Source organism: Limnohabitans lacus, assembly GCF_030053395.1.
Lineage (GTDB): Bacteria > Pseudomonadota > Gammaproteobacteria > Burkholderiales > Burkholderiaceae_C > Limnohabitans_A > Limnohabitans_A lacus.
Genome location: NZ_JASGBH010000026.1, coordinates 1 through 1,122, shown reverse-complemented (window position 1 = coordinate 1,122; position 1,122 = coordinate 1). Strand labels below are relative to the sequence as shown.

The following is a 1,122-nucleotide window of genomic DNA, read 5'->3' as shown; positions in this document are numbered from 1 at the left end:
GTGAAGTACTGCATGCCCAGCAGGGGCAAGGGTTTGAGGTGTGGGCGCTCGGCTTCGAACATGGCCTGCACCTGTTGGCGCTCGGTGCCGTGGATGCGCTTGGCGGCCCAGTTCGTCTCCCAATGCTCCAGGAACTCGTTCTGGGCCTCGATCGATTCAAAGCGCTTGCCCTTCAAGGCGGTGGCCTGGGTGTGGCCGATGGCGTGCTCCACCGTGCCCTTGCGGTTGGGGTCGCGCACGCGGGCCGGATCGGCCACCACGCTGTAGTGGTCCAGCATGGCCGCATATACGGGGTTGAGCTCGGACTCGTACAAATCGGGCTTGATCACGCCCTCCTTGAGGTTGTCCAGCACCACGTACTGGGGGCAGCCGCCGAAGTAGCGAAACGCTTGCTCGTGCAATTGGGCCCACACTTGTTGGCTGGACTTCCAGACCACCCGGCGGAAACTGCGCCGGGAGTGGCGCAGTGTGGCGACAAATAAGCGGGGCTTCTTGTAGCGATCAGTGCCGGGCACCAAGGTCGGCGCACCTTCGCCGTAATCGACCTGCATCTCCTCGCCGGGTAGGAAGGACAGGCGGTCAAACTGCTCGGGGGCCTTCTTGCGCAAGGCGCGCACAAAGCGTTTGACGCTGTTGTAGGCGGCGGTAAAGCCGTGGGCATCGACCAAGTCTTGGTAGATGGCGGTGGCGTTGCGGCGCAAGAGCAGCTGGGCCTGGATGAAATCGCGATGGACTTCGCACAGGCTGGTGGCCACCGAGGCAGGAGCCGGTGGCCAGGGTGGGGTAATTTGAGTGGCCACGGCCTCAGAGCCGGTGGCCACCCCGGGGGAATTTGAAAGATCGGCAAGCCAGCGCTGGTGGTAGCTGCGAATGGTTTTGCGGTCGATGCCGGTGATGCGGGCGATCTCACGCTGTGTGGTGCTGCGCTCCAGCAGCGTGATGACGGTGGCGCGTTGGTTGGGTTTCAAGACATTCACTCCTTGGCCTTCCTTCGAGGAAAGCCGGAACATGCGTCCTGCCCACAGGTGCCGACGGTGTCGGCGTTGAGACCCTGTCCCCGATCAATTCAGGTGGGGGAGTTTGAGGTGGCCATAAGTGGGGGAATTTGGGTGGCCATCAGGG

At 63.0% G+C, this 1,122-nt stretch carries 1 protein-coding gene; it reads right to left on the bottom strand.

Annotated elements, in window-relative coordinates; genetic code table 11:
- Positions 1–1,010, bottom strand: a 1,010-nt coding sequence (gene istA, locus QLQ16_RS15765; RefSeq protein WP_283225598.1) for an IS21 family transposase, incomplete at its 3' end; no start/stop codon positions are given.
- Between the last annotated feature and the right edge of the window lie 112 nt (positions 1,011–1,122).